This is a genomic window from Roseicella sp. DB1501, from assembly GCF_013112485.1.
Taxonomy (GTDB): Bacteria; Pseudomonadota; Alphaproteobacteria; order Acetobacterales; family Acetobacteraceae; genus Paracraurococcus.
The window spans coordinates 555886-574354 of record NZ_JABFHG010000001.1; the positions used below are offsets into that span (position 1 = coordinate 555886).

An 18469-nucleotide genomic window follows, 5' to 3' on the forward strand; every position below is an offset into this window, starting at 1 on the left:
AGCCCCTTCATGCGGCTGAACGAGCCGATCACCGACCGCGAGATCCTGGTGCCCGAAACCGAGGTGCTCGTCTCCGGCACCGATACCGGCGGCCGCATCCTCTTCGCCAACCCGGCCTTCGTCGAGGTGAGCGGCTTCACCGCCGAGGAGCTGGAGGGCTCGCCGCACAACCTGGTGCGGCACCCGCACATGCCCCAGGCGGCCTTCCGCGACCTCTGGGCCACGCTCAAGGCCGGCCGGCCCTGGGAAGGGCTGGTGAAGAACCGCGCCAAGAACGGCGACTTCTATTGGGTGCGGGCCAATGTCACGCCCCTGGTCGAGTTCGGGAAGGTCACCGGCTACATCTCCATCCGGACCCGCCCCGACCGGGCCGCGGTCGCCGCGGCCGAGGCCGCCCATGCGGCGCTGCGCCAGGGCAGCCGGCGGATCGGCCTGCGCGACGGCGAGCTGGTGCGGCAAGGCTGGCAGCATCGCCTGGCCGAACTGGGCCGCAGCGTCACCGGCCGGCTCTGCGCCGCCGCCGCCGCGGCGGTGGCGACCCTCGGCCTGGTCGGCTGGCTCGGCATGTCGGGCATGGCCGCGAGCGATGCCGGGCTGCGCCGCGTCTATGAGGAGCACATGCTGCCGGCGGTGAGCCTCGCGGAGACGCGCGACCTCGGCCGGGAGGCGGTGCTGCAGGTCTCCCTCATGCCCGGCGAGCTGCTGAGCGGCACCGATGTCGCGCCGCGGATCGCCGCCGTGCGCCAGCAGCTCGACCGGATCGCCGCGGCCTGGCCGGGGATCGCCGCGCATCTCCGCGCGCCCGAGGAGGCGGCGCTGGCCGCGGAGTTCGTCACGGCACGGCAGCGCCTGCTGGCCGAGGGCATCGAGCCCGCCCTCGCCCTGGCGGAGCGGAAGGACGGCCTCGGGCTCCGGGCGCATCTGCGGGCGCGGCTGGTGCCGCTCGCCGAGGCGGTGGCGGCGCTCGGCCTGCGCCTGTCGGCCCTGCAGGCCGAGGGCACGGAAGCGGCGCGCGCCGCATCGGAGGCGAGCTTCCTCTGGCGGCTCTGGCTGGTGCCGGCCGTCGGGCTGGCCGGGCTGGCCATCCTGGCGGGGCTCGGGCTGCTCGGCTTCCGCAGCCTGCGGTGGCATCTCGGCGCCGTCGAGGCGACGCTGCAGGCGATGAGCCGCGGCGAGCAGCAGGACCGCGTCGCCCATCCGGAGGCACGGGAATTCCGCCGGGTCGTGAGCCTGCTGCGGGCCCTCGGCGCCCGCCTCGCCTATGCCGAGCAGGAGCATAGCGAACTCGACCGGCGCGCCGAGGCACGCTGCGCTGCCGTGCGGGAGATGGCGGGCAAGGTGGAGGCGGAGGCGGAGGCGGCGGTCGATGCGGTCGCCAGCCGCGCCGGCAGCATGGCCTCGCAGGCGGCCGAGGTGGCCAAGGCGGCCACCCGGCTCGGCGAGCATGCCGAGGCCTCCGCGCGGGCCTCCGGCCGGGCGCTCGAGAACACCCAGGCGGTGGCGGCGGCGACCGAGGAGCTCGCCGCCTCCATCCGCGAGATCACGGCGCAGACGGCGCATGCGCGCGAGGTGGTCGGCGAGGCGGTGGAAGGGGGCCGCGCCGCGGAGACCACCATCACCTCCCTCGCCGAGGCGGCCGGGCGGGTCAACGAGGTGGTGCACCTGATCGGCGACGTCGCCGCCAAGACCAACCTGCTCGCCCTCAACGCCACCATCGAGGCGGCCCGCGCCGGCGATGCCGGCAAGGGTTTCGCGGTGGTCGCGGGCGAGGTGAAGCAGCTCGCGGCGCAGACCGCCCGCGCCACCGAGGACATCTCGCGCCAGCTCAGCGGCATCGCCGCGGCGACGGATGCGGCGGTGCATGCGGTCGCCGGGATGGGCCGGGCCATCGGCCGCATCTCCGACAGCGCCGGGGTGATCGCGCGGCGGTCGAGCAGCAGGGCGCGGCGACGCAGGAGATCGCCCGCAACGTCGCCGCCAATGGCGAGGAGGTGCGGGAGATGGCCGGCCGCATCGACGCGGTGGCGCGGGATGCCCTCGCCGCCGGCGCGCGCGCGACGGAGCTGCGCGACGGCACCGGCGAGGTGGATCGCGGCCTGCGCCTGCTGCGGGCCGCGCTGCAGGGCGTGGTGCGCAGCTCCATGGGCGAGGCCGACCGTCGGCTGGAACCATGCTTCCCGGTCCGCGAGCCCTGCCTGATCGAGGCCGGCACGGTGCGGGCGGAGGCGGTGCTGCTCAATCTCTCGGCGCATGGCGCCCTGGTCACCGGCGTTCCCGCGGTGCCGCCCGGCACCGCCGGGGTGCTGACGCTGCCGCAGCACCAGGCGCGCATCGCCTTCGAGGTGCGGGAGGTGGACATGCGCGGCATCCGCCTCACCTTCGCCGAGGAGGCGGCGACGCCGGCCTACCGCCAGGCCTTCGAGGCGCTGACCGGAACCCGCTTCCCGCCATCCGCCGCCGCCGCCTGATCCCCCCTGTCCGCCGCCGCGGCCGCGTCAGGAGCCGGCGGCGGCCTTCACATGCCGCGCCACCGCCTCATGGGTGGCGAACCAGGCATCGCCCCGGTCGCGGATGTGCCGGACAAGCCGGTCGAGCAGGCCGATGCGGCTGCGATGGCCGATGATGTGCGGGTGCATGGTGAGCAGGAACAGCCCGCCCTCCTCCCAGGCAGCGTCGAACTCGGCGCGGAAGATCTCCTCCACCGCCGAGGGCGGCGTGTAGGGGCGCAGCGCGCTGAAGCGGAGGAAGTTGAAATAGGGCGCGTCGTCGCGGATCCACTCCGGCGGCAGCTCGACGATACCGGTCGGCTGGCCCTGGTCGAGCAGCTCGTAGGGATCGTCATCGGCCATCAGCTGCTGTCGTAGAGCAGGCCGAGCTCGCGGATGATCGGCAGCGTGTCGGTGGAGAAGTCCCAACTCGCGGTGCGGATGCCGACGGGGCGGCGGCCGGCGAGGCGCTCCAGCACCTCGGCGGCGCGGAAGGTCAGGTCGCGCTCGATGCCGGGCGGCAGGCCGGTATTGGCCTCGTGGATCCAGGAATGGATGCCGATCTCATGGCCTTCATCGGCCACCGCCCGCACCTCCTCAGGATAGAGCAGCGCGGAGACGGCGGGGTAGAAGAAGCTGGCGGGGATCCCGTGGCGGGCGAGCAGCGCGCGCAGTCGCGGCACGCCCTGGCGATGGCCGTACTGCCCCTGGCTGAGCCGCATCGGGCTGGTATCGCCGTCGCGCAGCGTCAGCGTCTCGTGGTCGGCATCGAAGGACAGCGCGACGCAGCAGCGGGCGCCGCCCGGCCAGGCGGCGGGGCGCAGGCTGCGGCCGGCGCGGGCATGGCCGAGGATGCGGCGCCATTCCGGCTCGGGCCATTCCCAGGGCTGGGCGCCTGGGCCTGAAGCCGGGGCCTGGGGGGTGGTGCCGTTCGGCATGCGCCCGTTCTCCTCGCGGTGAGGCACCGAGGCTGCCCGATCGCGGCGCCGGTGTCTGCCCCTGCCCCGGCCCCGCGCCCGGCCCCACGCCCGGCTCCACGCCGGGCTCCACGCCCCGGGGCGGCACGCCGCTTGCTGGGCCATGGCGGCCCGCAGCGAGAGGAGTGCCGCCATGGATATCGGCGTCTTCATCCCGATCAACAACAATGGCTGGATCATCTCCGCCACCTCGCCCCAGTACATGCCGAGCTTCGAGCTCAACAGGCAGGTGGTGCAGAAGGCGGAGGGCTACGGCTTCGACTTCGCCCTCTCGATGATCAAGCTGCACGGCTTCGGCGGGAAGACCGGCTTCTGGGACCATGGGCTCGAGAGCTTCACCCTGATGGCCGGCCTCGCCGCGGTGACGAAGCGGATCCGCCTCTTCGCCTCGACCGCCGTGCTCACCATCCCGCCCGCGATCGTTGCCCGCATGGCGGTCACCATCGACAGCATCTCCGGCGGCCGCTTCGGGGTGAACATCGTCTCCGGCTGGCACAAGGTGGAGTACAGCCAGATGGGCCTCTGGCCCGGCGACCAGTATTTCGGCAGGCGCTACGACTACAGCACCGAATATGTGCGCGTCATGAAGGAGCTGTGGGGGACCGGCCGTTCCGACCTCAAGGGCGAGTTCTTCCAGATGGAGGACTGCCGCCTCTCACCCGCCCCGATGGCGCCGATCCGGCTGGTCTCGGCCGGGCAGAGCGACCGCGGCATGGAGTTCGCCGCGCAGTATTGCGACTACAACTTCGCCCTTGGCGAGGGGGTGAACGAGCCGCAGAAATGCATCGACGTGCCGCGCCGGATGCTGGCCCAGGCGGCGAAGACCGGCCGCGATGTCGGCAGCTACATCCTCTACATGGTCATCGCCGAGGAGACCGACGAGGCGGCGCTGGCCAAATGGGACCTCTACAACCAGGGCGCCGACCGCGAGGCGCTGGCGCATCTGCTCGGCCATGCCGCCAATGACGTGAACACCGAGGCGACCTCCATGGCGGCGGCGATCCAGCGCTCGCCCTCGCCGATCAACTTCAACATGGGCACGCTGGTCGGCTCCTACGCCAATGTCGCGCGCATGCTGGACGAGGCGGCGACCATGCCGGGCGTGAAGGGGCTGATGCTGACCTTCGACGACTTCCTGCTCGGCATGGACAAGTTCGGCCAGCGCATCCAGCCGCTGATGCAGTGCCGGAGCCATGTCCGGCTCGCCGCCTGATGCCAACGGCATGAATGACCCATTCATGCCGAGCGCCCGAATGGGCGCCGCCGCCAGTGTGGCCTAGCCAAGGTTTGCGGAGCAAACCGCCCGGCGCCCAGGGGCAGCGACAGGGGCCGCTGATGGGTCGACATCAACGGCCGTTGGTATGAGGCGAGGCGGCGCGCCGCCGGCCGCGCTCAGGCCCGGGCGAAGGCGAAATCCGCCAGGGCGACCGGATCGAGGATGGCGATGCGGTTGTAGCCCAGCCGCACCCAGCCCGCGGCCTCGAATTCCGCCAGGGTCCGGTTCACCAGGTCGCGCGAGGCATTCGCCATCTGGCCGAGCTGACCCTGCGTCAGCCGGATGTCGCCGGTCGGCGCCAGCACCTCCTCGGACAGCGCGCCGGATACGCGCAGCAGCACCGCGCCGACTCGGCGATCGACCCGGCGGATCATCAGATCGGAGACATTCGCATAGGCCGTCTGCAGCGCGATCTGCCCGAGCGCGCCGAAGCGGCGCGCCGCCTCGGCGCTCGAATACAGGAGCCGCCGCGCCGCATCCACCGGCAGGTGCAGCGCGGTGGCCGCTTCCATGGCGCAGACGGTGAGGAGATGCCGGGGCGTGTCCAGGGCCGATCCCTCGCCGCACCAACAGCCCGGATGCAGGATATGCGCGAGATCCGGCCCGTTGCGCGACGTCATGACGTAGACGGCGAGGCTTCCGGCGGCGACGCCGTAGATTCCGTCGGGCGGATCGCCAGCATGGAAGAGGAACCGGCCCTTCTCCAGCCGCACGAGCTCGGCGCCGGCCAGGAAGGCGTTGCGGAAATCCGGCGTCTGCGCGGCAAGCCAGCCCTTGCCTAGGAGGATGCGCTCAGCCTGCGCGCGGTCCATCTGATTCCCCAAAGCATGGCATGCGGCCTGCGCCGCTAATCCAGGTGACGGGGCGAAATGTCAATCCAGTTTGGTTGCATCGAGGCGCGGCAACCGGCCTTCGCGGCGCGGCGCCTGGGTCACGCCGCCGGCTGCAGCATACTACAGCGGATTGCTTTGCCTGCAGAATGCCGCCCCGTTGCAGTCTGGCGGCGTCACGTCTCCGCAGTATGGGCCCTCCCCGCCTCGATGCAGGCGCTGTCGCCGTCAGGCGGCGAGCGCCTGGCGGCTCGCCGCCTCCCGCAGCCGCGGCAGCACCTCCTCCCCGAAGCGACGCAGGGCGCGCTCCACCGCCGGCGCGGGCAGGCCGGAGAAGCCCATATAGAGGCTGTAATGCGTCGGCCGCAGCAGCCGCATATCGGCGGCGAGCTGCGCGGCGACCTTCTCCGGCGCGCCGATGAGCCCGTGTTCCAGCAGCCAGTCGATGCTCGGCTCCCCCTCGAAGGGCACGGGGCGGAGGCGCGCGCCGTCGCGCGGCGGGGTCTCGTTGCGGAGCGAGAGGGTGTTGCGGGCGAGGTTCAGCATGCCCTCCGCCGCCTGCCGCGCCTCCGCCGCATCCTCGGTGACGAAGAGATAGCGCTGGATGCCGAGCGGCATCGGCTCCGGCCCGCCGGCCGCGCGCCAGGCGGCGAGGATGCCCTCCCGCATCGCGACCGCCTGCGCCCCGGTGCGGTAGCCCTGGCTGATCATCGGCGTCGCGCCGGCCCGCACGGCACGCGCCAGCACCGCCGGCGTCGCCGAGGCGACGAACATCGGCGGCATCGCGCCCGAGAGGGTACGCGCGACGACCGGCGTGTCCTCGATCCGGTACTGCGCGCCGAGATGCCGGACCCGACCGGTGGTCAGCGCCTGCTCGACGATGTCCCAGCCCTCGAGCAGGCGGTCGTAGCGGCTCTCGAGCGGCACGCCGAGGCTGCGGAACTCATGCGGCTGGTGCCCGGGCCCGAAGCCGAGCAGCACCCGCCCGCCGCTGATCTGGTCCAGCATCGCCACCTCCTGCGCGACGCGGAGCGGGTGGTGCAGCGGCAGCACGACCACGGCGGGACCGAGGCGGATGCGGCGCGTCACCGCGGCGCAATGCATGGCCATCATCAGCGGCGAGGCGCAGACCGAGGCGGAGGAGAAGTGGTGCTCGGCGAACCAGGCGGCATCGAAGCCGAGTTCCTCCGCCATGCGCACCTGCCGGACGGCATTCGCCAGCACCGCCGCCGGCTGCTCGCCGGCATGGTTCAGGCTCATCAGGTTGAAGAGGGCGAACTGCATCTCCGCTCCGGCCATGCTGCGCTGCGGCAAGACTGGCATCCGGGCGGCAGGCGCGCAACGCCGCCAACGACATCCCCGGCTGGCACTCCGATAGATGCGTCATCCTGGCGTGGCCGATGCATTCCCTCACTGACCTGGGAGGCCGTTCATGCCGACCACTGCCGCCGACAGGCCCAATCTGCTGGCCAAGAAGCCGGGAGACATCGTCCTCCTCATCATCGGCCTCCTGGCGCTCATGCTCGGAGCCGGCCAGGGCCCGACCTGGCTCACCATCCTCGGCGTGCTCTTCCTCATCGGCGGCGTGGTCGTTCTGGCGATGAAGGTCAGCCGGCGCAACGACGCCGACCTGCGCTAGACCATGATCCGCTCACACAGGATCGCGGATCATGGTCCAGGCCGTTGTGTGATCGCGTGAGTCACGCTTTCCGGTGAGTCCACCTCAAGCGATCACACTCCAGGCGTTCCCAAGGCGGCACGAGAGCCGCCGACACGGCCCCGCCCAAAAGCGCCCATCGGAACCGTCGCCGCCCGTTGCCCTGCCGCGGCTCTGGCGCGGCAGGCTGTGACGCATCTTGGGCAGGAGGGACTCCATGGGGCCCCCGCGAAGCCGCGAAGCGGCTTTGTGGGGAGAACTATAGCCCGGCCGCATCCAGATGCAGGATCGCCCGGGCCATGGCCTGGGCGCGCGGCACCATGCTGGCGACCTCGAGATACTCCTCCGGGCTGTGCGCCTTGCCGCCGATCGGCCCGACGGCGCAGATGGTCGGCGCCCCGACCGCCGCGGTGAAGCCGGAATCGGCGCAGCCGCCGGAGAACTCGCCGCCGACCGCGAGCCCGCTCTCGCGCGCCGCCCCGACATAGAGTTCGAACAGCCGCGCCGCCGCCGGGCTCTGGGTCAGCGGCAGGAACTCGCCCCGGATGGCGAGCCGCGCCCGCGTGCCGGGGACATGGCTACGGGCAATGATCTCGTGGATCCTGCCCATGATCTCGTCGCGGTCGCCGGGCTCGACATAGCGCAGGTCGATCTGCCCCTGCGCCCAGGGAGCGACGGTGTTCACGCTCTGCCCGCCCGAGACCAGGCCGACATTCAGGGTGATGCCGCGCCTGAGGTCGGTCAGCGCGTGGATCGCCTGGATCTTGCGCGCCAGCTCCTCGATGGCGCTGATCCCGGCCTCGAAATTGCCGCCGGAATGCGCCGCCTTACCCTCGATGTCGAAGATGGAGAAGACGCCGCCCTTGCGCCCGGTGACGACATTGCCCGAGGGCCGGCCGGGCTCGGCGTTGAACACCACCCGCGCCTCGCGCGCCACCGCCTCGATCACCTCGCGTCCTTCGGGGCTGCCGATCTCCTCGTCGCCGGTGAAGAGGCCGAGCAGCGGCCCGGGGGCGCCGCCGAATTTTCGGAAGGCGATGAGCACGAAGACGTTCATCACCAGCCCCGCCTTCATGTCGGCGACGCCGGGGCCGGTGGCGATGCCGCCCTCGATGCGGAAGGGCCGGCGCTCCGGCTCGCCCTTGGGGAAGACCGTGTCGCGATGGCCCATCAGCACGATGGCGCGCTGCTGGTTGCCGGCGGCGAGGCCATCGCCGCCCTCGACCCGCGCCTTCAGGCAATCGCCATGCTTCGCCCGCGGCACCACCTCGACCGGGATGCCGTGCTCGGCCAGCGCGGCGCGGACCAGCGCGCCCACGGCATCGACGCCGGCCTTGTCGTAGCTGCCGCCATCGGTGTTCACCATGGCTTCCAGCAGGCGCAGCATCGCCCCCTGCTGCGTGGCGAGCCAGGCGGTAATGGCGGTTTCCGGGCTCTCGGCGGTCATGCGGCGCTCCGTCGATGGACGGGGCCGGAGCCTGCGTCCGGGGGCCGTCGCTGGCAAGCCTCGCCGGGCGGCGACAGCGGAGCAGCGTTCAAGATCGAACGCTCTCCGCTTCAGCGTGTTGTTTCAAGAGCGGATTCAGGCGTCCGGGCGGTCCTGCCCTGCCGCGATCTGCTCTACTCCACCTTGCCGATCCGGTTCACCGCGCGCACCAGCCGCGCCGTATCCTCCCGGAAGAAGGCGGCGAAGGCCTTGCCGTCGCGGTAGTCGAGCGCATTGCCGCCGGCCGCCAGGGCCCGCCGCACCTCGGGATCGGCCGCCGCCGCGGCCATGCCGCGCCGCAGCGCCGCCTGCAGCGCCGGCGGCGTGCCGGCCGGGGCGAGGATGCCGGCCCAGATATAGTATTCCGCCTCGGCGAAGCCCGCCTCGCGGAGCGTCGGCACCGCCTCGAAGCCGGGGATGCGCCTGGCCCCCCAGCTCGCCAGCACGCGCAGCGCGCCGGAGCGCAGATGCGGCGTCAGCGGCCCCGGCCCGCTCGCCATGGCCATCACCTGGCCGGAGAGCAGCGCCGTCAGGGCCGGGCCGCCGCCCTGGAAGGGAACGTGCAGCAGCTCGATCCCGGCGGCGGTGGTGAGCATCGCCATCGGCAGGTGCAGCGCGCCGTAATGGCCGGAGGAGGAATAGGCGATCGCCCCCGGCCGGCGCCGCGCATCGGCGAGAAAATCGTCGAGGCTCCCCCAGGGCGCGCCGGCGGGCACGGCGAGGAAGGTCGGGTCGGCGGTGAGGAGGGCGATGGGGGCGAGCTGGTCGATCTCATAGGCGGCCTGCCGGCCGAAGAGCCGGGCCGCCTCCGGGATGACGGCGAGCGAGGCGAGGCCCATCAGCAGCGTGTGCCCATCCGGCGCGGCGCGGGCGACGGAGGCGTAGCCGATCTCCCCGGAGGCGCCGGCGCGGTTCACCACCGGCACCGGCTGCCGCCACAGCCGCTCCAGCCCGGCCGCGACCGGCCGCGCCACCACATCGCCCTGCCCGCCCGGTGGGAAGGCGACGACGAGGGTGACGGCGCGGCCGGGGAAATCGGGCTCGGCGGTGCCGGCGCGGGGCAGCGCCGCCGCGGCGAGGGCGGCGGCCAGCAAGGGGCGGCGATGCAAGGACGTCTCCCGGTTCGGTTCTTCTGCCGGGCGAGTAGAGCATGGCCGGCCCGGCCGGGCCGAGCGTGATTCAATCCTTGCCAGCCGGCCCCGATCCTCAGCCGACCGGGTTCTCCAGCACTCCGATCCCCGCGATCTCCACCCGCACCACATCGCCCGCCTTCAGGAATTTCGGCGGGGTGAAGCCGATGCCGACGCCGACCGGCGTACCGGTCGCGATGACGTCGCCTGGCTCGAGCGTGATGCCGGCCGAGATCGCCGCGATCAGCGTCGGGATGTCGAAGATGAGGTCGGCCACCGGCGCGTCCTGGCGCTTCTCGCCGTTCACATGCGTCACCACCCGCAGCGCCTTCGGGTCCGGCACCGCATCCGCCGTCAGGATCGCCGGGCCCATCGGGCAGAAGCCGTCGATGCCCTTGCCCAGCACCCATTGCCGGTGCCGGTGCTGCAGTGTGCGGGCGGTGACGTCGTTGACGATGGTGTAGCCGAAGACGTGCCGCAGCGCCCGCTCCGCCGGGATGCCGCGGCCGCCCTGGCCGATGACGACGGCGAGCTCGCCCTCGTAATCGGTCGAGCCGGTCGGGTCGAGATGCGCCGGGATGGTCTCGCCATGGGCGATGATGGCGGTGGCCGGCTTGCTGAACACCACCGGCGCCTCCGGCACCACCTCCTTCGCCGAGGCATCGAAGCCGGAGCCGGCGAACTCCTTCGCATGCTCGTGGTAGTTCTTGCCGACGCAGAAGACGTTCTTCGGCGGGCGGGGGATCGGGGCGCAGAGCACCGCATCCTCGGCGACCGGCGCCCTGGCCAGCGCCGCCCGCGCATGCTGCAGCGCCGGGGCGCCGCCGGCGATGAAGGCCGGCATGTTGCCGCCCGCGAGCGCCGGATCGACGGCGGCGAGGTCGAGCACCGCCCCGTCCTCGCGCAGCGCGCCGATATGCGTCCCGAGTTTCTGAGGCTTCCTGAAGGTCACCAGCCGCATCCGGCGCGTCTCCTCCTGCCCGGCGATGGCCGACGAGCATGCCGGCTCGGGCCCAAATGACCAGGGGATATAATCAAGGGACTATCAGCCCGGCGCCGCCAGCGGCATCTCCGCCGCCCGCTCCAGCGCCCGGGCCGCCCGCAACGCCAGGTCGTCGCGGTAGAGCGCCGCCGCCACCTGCACCGCCCGCGGCATGCCATGCGCGTCGAGCCCGACCGGCACGCTGACCGCCGGCTGCCGGGTCAGGTTGAAGGCGAAGGTCCAGGGCGCCCAGTCGCGCCACAGCGCCTCGGTCGGCCGCAGCGTCGGCTGGTCGGCGGCGAAGGCGGCGGTCGGGGTGCAGGCGGTGAGCAGGAGGTCGTAGCGCTGCTGGAAGCGCGCCATGGCGTGCGCCGCCTCGATCCGCAGCGCCTCGGCGCCGAGGAAGTCGGTGGCGAGCATCCCGCCCTCGCGCTCGGCCACCTCCGCGAGGCCGGCATCGAGCAGCGCCCGCTTCTCGGGCGGCGTCGTCGCCACCAACCGGGCCAGGGCGACGCCCCAGACCCGGCCGAAGATCGGCCGCGTATCCGGCAGCTCCGGATCCGCCTCCTCGACGATCGCCCCCTGCTCCTGCAGCAGCCGCGCCGCGCCGGCCAGCGCCGCCTCGCCATCCGCATCCAGCGGCGGCGCGAAGCCGAGGCGGCGGACCAGCGCGACGCGCATGCCGGCGACGCCGCCCTCGATACCCTGCCGCCAGTCGCCGCCGGGGATGCCGGACACGTCCGGCAGGCAGAAGGGGTCGCGCAGGTCGTGCCGCGCCATGGCCGAGAACATCAGCGCCGCGTCGCGCACGGTGCGGGTCATCGGCCCGGCGCAGGCAACGCCGGCGAAGGCGCCGAGCGGCCATTGCGGGATGCGGCCGAAGGAGGGCTTCAGCCCGACCAGCCCGCAGAAGGCGGCCGGGATGCGGATGGAGCCACCGGCATCGGTGCCGACATGCAGCGGCCCGAAGCAGGCCGCCCCGGCCGCGCCGGCGCCGCTGCTGCTGCCGCCGACCGTCCGTTCGCGGTTCCAGGGGTTGCGGGTGATGCCGTGCAGCGGGCAGTCGCCGGGCGACTTCCAGCCGAATTCGGTGGTGGTGGTCTTGCCGAGGATAACCGCGCCCGCCTCCTTCAGGCCGAGGACGGCCGGTGCATCCTCAGTGGCGGGCGTCGCCGCGGTGGTCTTGCTGCCGCGCCGGGTCGGGAAGCCGGCGAGGTTCAGCAGGTCCTTCACCGTCGCCGGCACGCCGTCGAGCAGCCCGATCGGCCGCCCCGCCCTCCAGCGCGCCTCGCTCTCCCCCGCCTGCTGCAGGGCGCGTGGGTTCATGACCGCGAAGGCATTGACCCAGGGGTTGTAGAGCGCCACCCGTTGCAGCACCGCCTGCAGCGCCTCCACCGGCGAGAGCGCCCGGCGGGCATAGAGGCCGAGCAAGGTCTCGGCCGACATGAGGGCGGGATCGGTCGGGGTCATCGCGGCTCCTGGACCTGCTGGTGTCCTGCCCGCTGCGTTCGTGGGTTCACCCAAGAACGCGGCGGACAAGCAGGCCACTGAAATGACAAGCAGGCCACTGAAATGAAAGGCCAGTGGCCTGATGGCGAGGTCCGCAGGACATCGAGATCGGGACACCGGGCGCTAATTTGCGCCCCCATCCGGGGATGCGGAAGCCCAGGCCGGGCCGTGGATGCGGCGGCCCCCGTCCCGCGCGTCCCCACTTGCACGACCCCTTTGCGTCGTCTGGGGTTTCCGCCTAGTGGTCTCGCCGCCGCGGCCGGATCCGGCCGCGGCGCGAAGCGGATCACCGGGCGGCTGCCCGGGGGCGGGCCGGCAGCGGCGGCGTCCCCTGGGGCGCGCCCATCCTTTCCCCGGCCGGGCCGGGGCTCCCAGAGACGGAGGCGATCGATGGCGGATACGATGGAGGTTGCGGGCCTCAAGGTCGCGCGGAGCCTGTACGACTTCCTGGAGAAGGAGGCCCTGCCCGGCACCGGCGTGACCTCCGACCGCTTCTGGTCCTCCTATGCCGCCATCCTGAAGGATCTCGGCCCGCGCAACGCGGCGCTGCTGCGGAAGCGCGACGAGATCCAGGCGAAGATCGATGCCTGGCACAAGGCGCATCCGGCCAGGCCGGTCGATGCCGCGGCCTACAAGGCCTTCCTGGAGGAGATCGGCTACCTCGTCCCGCCCGGGCCGGATTTCCAGGTCGGCACCACCGACATCGATGCCGAGTTCGGCCAGATCGCCGGCCCGCAGCTCGTCGTCCCGGTCTCCAACGCCCGCTACGCGCTGAACGCCGCCAATGCCCGCTGGGGCAGCCTGTACGACGCGCTCTACGGCACGGACGCCATCCCGGAGACCGACGGCGCCGCCCGCGGCAAGGGCTACAACCCGGCGCGCGGGAAGAAGGTGATCGACTACGCCCGCGGCGTGCTCGACCGCATCGCGCCGCTGGCCGGCGGCGCCTCGCACCGCGACGCCAAGGGCTATGCCATCACCGCCGGGGCGCTCGCCGTCACGCTGAAGGATGGCCGCAGCCTCGGCCTCGCCCAGCCCGGCCAGTGCGTCGGCTACCAGGGCGAGGCGGCGGCCCCGGAGGCGATCCTCTTCGTCCATCACGGGCTGCATGCCGAGCTCAGGATCGACCGCGACCACCCGATCGGCAAGGACGACCCGGCCGGCATCGCGGACCTGGTGCTGGAGAGCGCCGTCACCACCATCATCGACTGCGAGGACAGTGTCGCGGCGGTGGATGCCGAGGACAAGGTCGAGGTCTACCGCAACTGGCTCGGCCTGATGAACGGCGCGCTCGAGGCGAGCCTGGAGAAGGGCGGCAAGACCCTGATCCGCCGGCTGAACCCGGACCGCACCTATCTGAAGCCGGCGGGTGGGGCGGTGACGCTGCATGGCCGCTCGCTCATGCTGGTGCGCAATGTCGGCCACCACATGATGACCGACGTGGTGACCGAGGGCGGTCAGGAGACGCCCGAGACCATCCTGGATGCCATGTGCACCGTGGCGATCGCGCTGCACGACCTGCGCGGCCCGGGCAAGGGCCGCAACAGCCGCGCCGGCAGCGTCTACATCGTCAAGCCGAAGATGCACGGGCCGGAGGAGGTCGCCTGGGCGAACGAGCTGTTCGGCCGGGTGGAGGACGCCTTCGGCCTGCCGCGCGACACCATCAAGATGGGCATCATGGACGAGGAGCGCCGCACCACGGTGAACCTCAAGGAATGCATCCGGGCGGCGCGCGACCGGGTCGTGTTCATCAACACCGGCTTCCTCGACCGCACCGGCGACGAGATCCACACCGCCATGGAGGCCGGCCCGGTCATCCGCAAGAACGACATGAAGGGCGCGGCCTGGATCAAGGCCTATGAGGACAACAACGTCGATACCGGCCTCGCCTGCGGGCTGCGCGGCCGGGCGCAGATCGGCAAGGGCATGTGGGCGGCGCCGGACGCCATGGCGGCGATGCTGGAGCAGAAGGTCGGCCACCCCAAGGCCGGCGCCAACACCGCCTGGGTCCCCTCCCCCACCGCCGCGACGCTGCATGCGCTGCACTACCACGAGGTGGATGTCGCGGCGCGGCAGGAGGAGCTGGCCAAGGGCGGGCCGCGGGCGAAGCTCGGCGACATCCTCACCCTGCCGCTGGCGGCGGACACCAACTTCCCCGCCGATGCGGTGAAGGCCGAGCTCGACAACAATGCCCAGGGCATCCTCGGCTACGTGGTCCGCTGGGTCGATCAGGGCGTGGGCTGCTCCAAGGTGCCGGACATCAACGATGTCGGGCTGATGGAGGACCGGGCGACGCTGCGCATCAGCGCCCAGCACATCGCCAACTGGCTGCGCCACGGCATCGCCACGCGCGAGCAGGTGGAGGAGACGCTGCGCCGTATGGCGGCCGTGGTGGACAAGCAGAATGCCGGCGACCCGGCCTACCGGCCGATGGCGCCGGGCTTCGACGGCCCGGCCTTCAAGGCGGCCCGCGACCTGGTCTTCGAGGGCACGACCCAGCCCAACGGCTACACCGAGTTCATCCTGCACAAGCGCCGTCGCGAGGCGAAGGCGCAGGGTTGAACAAGGGAGGCTGAACGGAGGAGGGGGGCCGGCGGCTCACCGCCGCCGGCGCGATTCCCGCCGCGCGATCCAGCTCGTCGCGGCGAAGATGATGGCGCCGCCGAGCAGGGTCGCCGGCCCCGGCACCTCGCCCCAGACCAGGAAGCCGGCGCCGGCGGACCAGAGCAGCTCGAGGAATTTCACCGGCTGCGTCGCCGAGAGATCGGCCAGCGAGAAGGCGCGCGTCAGGCAGAAATGCCCGGCCGAGCCGAGGATGCCGGTGATGAGGAACAGCCCCCATTGCAGCGGCGTCGGCCAGTCCCAGGCGAGCAGCGCCAGGGGCAGGCTGAACAGCATGACGGTCAGCGCCTGCCAGACCACGATCACCTGCGGCGGGTCGCGCCGGGTCAGCGCCTTGGTGATGAGGAAGGAGGCGGCGAAGAGCGGCGAGGAGGCGAGCATCACCAGCCCATAGGGCCCGCCCGCCCCGGTCAACCCCGGCGAGACCACCACCAGCACGCCGAGGAAGCCGGCCAGCGCCGCCAGCCAGCGCGCCGCCACCATGCGCTCCCCGAGGAAGAGGATGGCGCCGAGCATGATGAAGAGCGGCGTGGTGAAGCCGAGCGCCGTCATCTCGGCCATCGGCACGTGCGGGATGGCGAAGAACCACAGCACCAGGCCGGAGGCATGCACCGCGCCGCGCCAGAGCTGGCCGCCGAGCCCCTTCGGCCGGTAGGCGGCGAAGCCCGAGCGCAGGATGAAGGGCAGCATCGCCAGCGCCCCCGCGGCATAGCGCAGGAACTGCACGACGAAGGGGTCGAGCTGCTGTGCCAGGCTGCGCAGCAGGGCGTTGAGCGCGGTGAAGAGCAGGCCGGAGGCCAGCATCCACAGCATGGCCTGCGGCACGCTGCCGGCGGCGGGGAGCGGCAGGGATGCGGCCGTGGCCGGCAGCGCCCTTGCCGCAGCGGCTTGTGGCGGAGTCGACATTGTCGCCAGCATGCCTCGAAGCGGGCCCGGCGTCATGCGGCTGGCACGCTGCGCCTCCCCTGCCGCGCCGGCCTCAGCCGAGCGCGGCGTGCACCGCCCCGGCCGCCCGCTCGCCGCTCTCCCAGGCGCCGCCAACCGTCCCGGCCAGGCGGCTGTGGCAGGCCTCCCCGGCGAAGCGGAGCCGGCCGGCCGCCAGCTCGGCATCGCGCAGCGCGGCGCGGGCGCCGTGGCAGCCGATGCGGGCATGGCTGTAGGCGCCGAGGAAGAGCGGGTCCTCCGCCCAGCCCGTCACCACCGCGCCCGGCCCCCTCGCTTCGGGACCAAAGCAGCGTGCCACCTCGGCGGCGCCGACATAGCGGGCGAGCTCCGCCCGCGCATGCGCCTCGGCCGCGGCGGGCCCCTCCCGGGCCAGCGCCCAGGCCGCCTCGCCGCCGAGGAAGCCGATGGCGTGGTCGCGCCCCCAGGGCCAGAGCATCCAGGAAAGCGGCGCATCGCCGGGCGCATCGAGGCTGCGGCCGAGCCGGGCGAAGGCGCCGAGGCCGAGCCGGCCGGGCCCCGCCGCCCGCAGCGCGATCTTGCTCAGCAGGCCCTGCGGCAATCCCTCGATCGCCGCCTGCACCGGCGCCGGCAGGCCAGGCGTGAAGCGGAGGCCGCCCGCGGCCAGCACGCCGGTCGAGACGGTGACGATGGCGGCGCCGGCGCGCAGCGTCCCGAACCCGCCCTCTGCCACCACACCCGGCCCGTCCCAGCGCAGCCGCTCCACCGCGGCGCCGAAGCTGACCGGCAACCCCTCGCCGAGCCGGGCGACCAGCGTGCCGAAGCCCTCGGCGAGCTGCAGGTTAGCGCCGTCGAGGGCGGTGGCGACGTAGTCGCGCAGGCTGAACCGCTCCGCTTCGACGCCCGAGATGATGGCGCTGAACCAGTGCGAGACGGTGGCATCCCAGGGCCCGTCGCGCGGCACCGCGGCGGCGAGGGCGATGTCGGGCTCGCCGCTGGCGCGGCGGCGGGCATCCTCCGCCTCGGCCGCCGCCTCCCAGGCCTCGCAGGCGGCGTCATGCGCGGCGCGTTCGGCCGCGCCCGCCACCTGGCCGCGCCAGAGCAGGATGTCGCGCACCCGTCGGCGCTCGTCGCGCAGGATGAAGCCGAGGCGGCGAGCGATGGGCGTCAGCGGGTTGCGCTCGGCGACATGGATCCAGGAGGCGCCATGGTCGAAGGGGGCACCGAGCTGGGCCGCCTCGGTCCAGGCGCGGCCGCCGAGGCGCCGCCCGGCCTCCAGCAGCCGGACGCTGCGGCCGAGCGCCTGCAGCCGGCGCGCCGCGGCGATGCCGGCCGCGCCAGCGCCAACGATGAGGACGTCAGGCTCCATGCAGAACCTTGGACACTAGCTCCGCGTCCGGAACCGCGCCGTCTCGCCGGGGCCGGGCTCGACGGCCAGCCGGCCCTGCCGCTCCAGCCGGCGAAGATGCGCCAGCGTCTCGCCCACCGTGAAGCCCGTCTGCGCGATCTCCCCCGAGGCGCGGGGGAACAGCACCTGCGCCGCCTCGAAGGCGGTGAGCGGCTCGCGGCAGGCCTCGGCCAGGGTGTCGAGCCGCTCGGCATGGTGGCCGGCGAGCTGGTCGAGGCGGCGATGCAGGGTCGAGAAGGGCTCGCCATGCGAGGGCAGCACCAGCGTGTTCTCCGGCAGGGCGCGGAAGCGCTCGTTGCTGGCGAGGAAGTCGCCGAGCGGATCGGCCTCCGGCTCGCCGGGATGCAGGCCGATATAGGGCGAGATGCGCGGCAGGATCTGGTCGGCCGAGATCAGCACGCCGCGCTCGGCGCAGAACAGGGTCGCCATGTCCGGCGCATGGCCGGCGCCGGTGATGACCTGCCAGGCGCTGCCGCCGATCCGCACCTCCCGCCCGTCCTTCAGCGCGTGGAAGGCCCGCGGCAGCTCGCCCACGGCCCGCTGGTAGAGGGCGCCGCGGCCCTCGACGAAGGAGAGGTAGTCGGCCGGGCAGCCGGCCCGCGTGTAATGCGCGATCTGCTGCGCCATCATGTCGGGGCCGCTGTCGTACCAGAGCGCCCGGGCCATCAGCCATTCGATGCGGGTCATCATCGGCAGGATGCCGAAGCGGGCGCAGAGCCAGCCGGTCAGGCCGATATGGTCGGGATGGAAATGCGTGACCAGCAGGGCGGTCAGCGGCCGGCCGCCGAGCTCCGGCTGCGCCAGAACCTGGTCCCAGAGCTCGCGCGAGGCGCGGCCGGAGACCGAGGTGTCGATCGCCAGCCAGCCCCCCTCATGCTCGAGCAGCCAGATGTTCACATGGCTCGGCGGGAAGGGCAGCGGCATGCGGGCCCGCAACAGCCCGGGCTGCACGAGTCGCACCTCGCCGGGGGCCGGGGCGTCATGCGCAAGGTCACGGGGGGCATCGGGCATCCGGTCGGATCTCCGCCGCAGGCAGGGGCGCGCCGGATACCCGGCGCGGCCGTCCGGCTCGCATCGCCGGCAGCCGGGATGCAGCCGCGACGGCGCCGCAGGATAGGAGCCCCGGCCGGAGCTGTCGATGCAGCCTGCCCGGAGCGCCTGCACCCGTGCGAGTGTCTCCACTCGAAGGGGATCTGCTCTGGC

The 18469-nt window shown here is 72.9% G+C and carries 16 protein-coding genes; 5 read left to right on the forward strand and 11 right to left on the reverse strand.

Annotated elements, in window-relative coordinates; genetic code table 11:
• Positions 1–9 precede the first annotated feature (9 nt).
• Together HJG45_RS29145 and HJG45_RS02720 are read left to right on the forward strand one after the other, a co-directional pair.
• Entirely contained in the window at positions 10–2199 is a 2190-nt protein-coding gene (locus HJG45_RS29145; protein ID WP_171610514.1) for a methyl-accepting chemotaxis protein, read from the forward strand.
• On the forward strand, positions 2142–2468 hold the full coding sequence (locus HJG45_RS02720) for a PilZ domain-containing protein (protein ID WP_171610515.1): 327 nt from the start codon (positions 2142–2144) through the stop codon (positions 2466–2468). Before HJG45_RS29145 ends, HJG45_RS02720 begins: the two co-directional genes overlap by 58 nt.
• Positions 2469–2495: 27 nt before the next feature.
• Here the strand turns inward: HJG45_RS02720 and HJG45_RS29615 are convergent, their stop codons facing one another.
• Together HJG45_RS29615 and HJG45_RS29620 are read right to left on the reverse strand one after the other, a co-directional pair.
• Positions 2496–2849, reverse strand: coding sequence for a hypothetical protein (locus HJG45_RS29615; RefSeq protein WP_408902007.1), 354 nt, complete (start codon positions 2847–2849; stop codon positions 2496–2498).
• Positions 2849–3424: a polysaccharide deacetylase family protein gene (locus tag HJG45_RS29620; RefSeq protein WP_408902008.1), complete on the reverse strand. Its 576-nt coding sequence runs from the start codon at positions 3422–3424 to the stop codon at positions 2849–2851. Before HJG45_RS29620 ends, HJG45_RS29615 begins: the two co-directional genes overlap by 1 nt.
• Positions 3425–3596: 172 nt before the next feature.
• On the opposite strand from HJG45_RS29620, the gene rutA reads away from it, so the two are divergent.
• Complete coding sequence (rutA, locus tag HJG45_RS02730; protein ID WP_171610516.1) at positions 3597–4676, forward strand: pyrimidine utilization protein A; 1080 nt, start codon at positions 3597–3599, stop codon at positions 4674–4676.
• Positions 4677–4855: 179 nt separating this feature from the next.
• Here the strand turns inward: rutA and HJG45_RS02735 are convergent, their stop codons facing one another.
• Together HJG45_RS02735 and HJG45_RS02740 are read right to left on the reverse strand one after the other, a co-directional pair.
• A complete protein-coding gene (locus tag HJG45_RS02735; RefSeq protein ID WP_171610517.1) occupies positions 4856–5551 on the reverse strand; it encodes a Crp/Fnr family transcriptional regulator in 696 nt (231 codons plus the stop codon).
• Between the two features lie 246 nt (positions 5552–5797).
• Positions 5798–6883: an LLM class flavin-dependent oxidoreductase gene (locus HJG45_RS02740; protein WP_171610518.1), complete on the reverse strand. Its 1086-nt coding sequence runs from the start codon at positions 6881–6883 to the stop codon at positions 5798–5800.
• Between the two features lie 118 nt (positions 6884–7001).
• Here HJG45_RS02740 and HJG45_RS02745 point away from each other — a divergent pair, with 118 nt between their 5' ends.
• Positions 7002–7208: a hypothetical protein gene (locus HJG45_RS02745; RefSeq protein ID WP_171610519.1), complete on the forward strand. Its 207-nt coding sequence runs from the start codon at positions 7002–7004 to the stop codon at positions 7206–7208.
• Between the two features lie 277 nt (positions 7209–7485).
• Here HJG45_RS02745 and HJG45_RS02750 read toward each other — a convergent pair whose 3' ends face one another.
• From HJG45_RS02750 to HJG45_RS02765, 4 genes are all read right to left on the reverse strand, one after another.
• Entirely contained in the window at positions 7486–8673 is a 1188-nt protein-coding gene (locus HJG45_RS02750) for a M20 family metallopeptidase (protein WP_171610520.1), read from the reverse strand.
• Between the two features lie 173 nt (positions 8674–8846).
• Positions 8847–9821: a tripartite tricarboxylate transporter substrate binding protein gene (locus tag HJG45_RS02755; RefSeq protein WP_171610521.1), complete on the reverse strand. Its 975-nt coding sequence runs from the start codon at positions 9819–9821 to the stop codon at positions 8847–8849.
• Positions 9822–9918: 97 nt separating this feature from the next.
• A complete protein-coding gene (locus HJG45_RS02760; protein ID WP_171610522.1) occupies positions 9919–10803 on the reverse strand; it encodes a fumarylacetoacetate hydrolase family protein in 885 nt (294 codons plus the stop codon).
• An 84-nt stretch (positions 10804–10887) separates the two neighbouring features.
• A complete protein-coding gene (locus HJG45_RS02765; protein WP_171610523.1) occupies positions 10888–12294 on the reverse strand; it encodes an amidase in 1407 nt (468 codons plus the stop codon).
• 429 nt (positions 12295–12723) lie between these two features.
• Here HJG45_RS02765 and HJG45_RS02770 point away from each other — a divergent pair, with 429 nt between their 5' ends.
• Positions 12724–14895: a malate synthase G gene (locus tag HJG45_RS02770; RefSeq protein WP_171610524.1), complete on the forward strand. Its 2172-nt coding sequence runs from the start codon at positions 12724–12726 to the stop codon at positions 14893–14895.
• Between the two features lie 36 nt (positions 14896–14931).
• Here HJG45_RS02770 and HJG45_RS02775 read toward each other — a convergent pair whose 3' ends face one another.
• The 3 genes from HJG45_RS02775 to HJG45_RS02785 all read right to left on the reverse strand — a co-directional run bounded on the left by HJG45_RS02775 (position 14932) and on the right by HJG45_RS02785 (position 18277).
• Positions 14932–15861, reverse strand: coding sequence for a DMT family transporter (locus HJG45_RS02775; protein ID WP_217362799.1), 930 nt, complete (start codon positions 15859–15861; stop codon positions 14932–14934).
• 73 nt (positions 15862–15934) lie between these two features.
• Positions 15935–17227, reverse strand: coding sequence for an NAD(P)/FAD-dependent oxidoreductase (locus HJG45_RS02780; RefSeq protein ID WP_171610525.1), 1293 nt, complete (start codon positions 17225–17227; stop codon positions 15935–15937).
• 15 nt (positions 17228–17242) lie between these two features.
• Positions 17243–18277 carry an MBL fold metallo-hydrolase gene (locus HJG45_RS02785; protein ID WP_171610526.1) on the reverse strand — a complete coding sequence of 345 codons (1035 nt, stop codon included), beginning with the start codon at positions 18275–18277 and terminating at the stop codon, positions 17243–17245.
• Between the last annotated feature and the right edge of the window lie 192 nt (positions 18278–18469).

What these genes read in the sequence shown, in the direction of transcription:
- HJG45_RS29145 (WP_171610514.1), top strand. Translation starts at nt 10, where the DNA reads ATGCGGCTGAACGAGCCGATCACCGACCGCGAGATCCTGGTGCCCGAA.
- HJG45_RS02735 (WP_171610517.1), bottom strand. Translation starts at nt 5,551, where the DNA reads ATGGACCGCGCGCAGGCTGAGCGCATCCTCCTAGGCAAGGGCTGGCTT.
- HJG45_RS02770 (WP_171610524.1), top strand. Translation starts at nt 12,724, where the DNA reads ATGGCGGATACGATGGAGGTTGCGGGCCTCAAGGTCGCGCGGAGCCTG.
- HJG45_RS29620 (WP_408902008.1), bottom strand. Translation starts at nt 3,424, where the DNA reads ATGCCGAACGGCACCACCCCCCAGGCCCCGGCTTCAGGCCCAGGCGCC.
- HJG45_RS29615 (WP_408902007.1), bottom strand. Translation starts at nt 2,849, where the DNA reads ATGGCCGATGACGATCCCTACGAGCTGCTCGACCAGGGCCAGCCGACC.
- rutA (WP_171610516.1), top strand. Translation starts at nt 3,597, where the DNA reads ATGGATATCGGCGTCTTCATCCCGATCAACAACAATGGCTGGATCATC.
- HJG45_RS02765 (WP_171610523.1), bottom strand. Translation starts at nt 12,294, where the DNA reads ATGACCCCGACCGATCCCGCCCTCATGTCGGCCGAGACCTTGCTCGGC.
- HJG45_RS02775 (WP_217362799.1), bottom strand. Translation starts at nt 15,861, where the DNA reads ATGTCGACTCCGCCACAAGCCGCTGCGGCAAGGGCGCTGCCGGCCACG.
- HJG45_RS02760 (WP_171610522.1), bottom strand. Translation starts at nt 10,803, where the DNA reads ATGCGGCTGGTGACCTTCAGGAAGCCTCAGAAACTCGGGACGCATATC.
- HJG45_RS02750 (WP_171610520.1), bottom strand. Translation starts at nt 8,673, where the DNA reads ATGACCGCCGAGAGCCCGGAAACCGCCATTACCGCCTGGCTCGCCACG.
- HJG45_RS02780 (WP_171610525.1), bottom strand. Translation starts at nt 17,227, where the DNA reads ATGGAGCCTGACGTCCTCATCGTTGGCGCTGGCGCGGCCGGCATCGCC.
- HJG45_RS02720 (WP_171610515.1), top strand. Translation starts at nt 2,142, where the DNA reads ATGGGCGAGGCCGACCGTCGGCTGGAACCATGCTTCCCGGTCCGCGAG.
- HJG45_RS02785 (WP_171610526.1), bottom strand. Translation starts at nt 18,277, where the DNA reads ATGCCCGATGCCCCCCGTGACCTTGCGCATGACGCCCCGGCCCCCGGC.
- HJG45_RS02745 (WP_171610519.1), top strand. Translation starts at nt 7,002, where the DNA reads ATGCCGACCACTGCCGCCGACAGGCCCAATCTGCTGGCCAAGAAGCCG.